The organism is Pseudoalteromonas sp. NZS127, assembly GCF_015864805.1.
GTDB classification, from domain to species: domain Bacteria; phylum Pseudomonadota; class Gammaproteobacteria; order Enterobacterales; family Alteromonadaceae; genus Pseudoalteromonas; species Pseudoalteromonas nigrifaciens.
Map to the genome: position 1 here is coordinate 1 of NZ_JADYWN010000056.1, position 1,121 is coordinate 1,121.

The 1,121-nt window shown below is 41.3% G+C and carries 1 protein-coding gene; it reads left to right on the forward strand.

Annotation, left to right across the window (positions count from 1 at the left end; all coding sequences use genetic code 11):
• Positions 1-114: 114 nt before the first annotated feature.
• Positions 115-1,071 (forward strand): putative Ig domain-containing protein, encoded by a 957-nt coding sequence (locus tag I6E78_RS18370; protein WP_197183111.1) that lies wholly within the window; start codon positions 115-117, stop codon positions 1,069-1,071.
• The last annotated feature ends 50 nt before the right edge of the window (positions 1,072-1,121 follow it).

Here is a 1,121-nt window from a genome sequence, read left to right on the forward strand (position 1 = left end):
AGCCTGTGGAGCGTAAGTAAGACTTTAGATTCTTTTGAATTTAAAGCGATACGCTATGAAACAGGAATCCCCCTCCTTTCCCGACTTGTCGGGCGCGAAGCGAGGTGGGGGAGGATGTCAACACTATTCACGGCTGAAGGTATACAGGTTGATTTAATTAACACCACTTTAAGCGATCTTGCCGGGCGATTTGCCTTTAACGGTTTACCTTTAGGTTTATATCGTTTAGATGTTTCAGGCGAAAATGTTGAAGCTCAATCTTTTGATATTACAATCGATAGTAAGCAAGTAATGTTTGATGTCGTCGTTGACATAGTACCAAGCATTTTAATCAACACTGAAAACGTTGTCTTTAATGGTGAAAACTTAAGAGTTTCTTGGGATGTTGCAGGACTAGACCAAAATGATGAGCTAAATGTCAAACTAGTTCATGCTAGTGGTCAATTAAATCTTGCAACTGAATTGGCTGCTCAAGCTGGTCAGATAATTTGGCCTGTCGATATTGCCGAGCAAACGGTAACAGTAGTGGTTGAGCTAGCTAATGACGAAACTGTTAATGCGAGTGCCCAAGTTGTTGTTATTCAAAAGAACAGAGCGCCCGTAGTCAACATAGCAATTCCAGATCAGGAAGCACAATCGGGTCTTGCGTATAGCTTTACCTTTGATGCGCTAACTTTTACTGATGCTGATGAAGGCGATGAGCTGACTTATTCTGCAACATTAGAAGATGGTACAGAGTTGCCAAGCTGGTTGAGTTTTGAAGCAGACACTAGAACTTTTTCAGGTACGCCTGGTGATGCACATATTGGTATGGTAACTATTGCCGTATCTGTTACCGATGGTGAAATTTCACAGCCTGTAACAGAACAATTTAGCATTAATGTAGTGGCTGCACCTGTTGTTGAAAAACCCGTTGAAGACTCTAGTGATAATGATAATGATAATGATAGTGGTAGCTTAGGCTGGTTCAGTTTAATTTTAATTGTATTCGCTTTTACCCATGAACAACTCCCACTAAACGCTGCGCGTTTTGAAGGAGTTTCAAAAAGAAAGCCTAAGCTACCTTTTTAGGCTGGTTCCCAGCCTGAATACCTAACGCCCAGTTTAAGTTAACTTGCGCA

Bases quoted from the DNA above. Each gene is read 5' to 3' on its own strand.
- I6E78_RS18370 (WP_197183111.1), top strand. From the start codon at position 115: ATGTCAACACTATTCACGGCTGAAGGTATACAGGTTGATTTAATTAAC.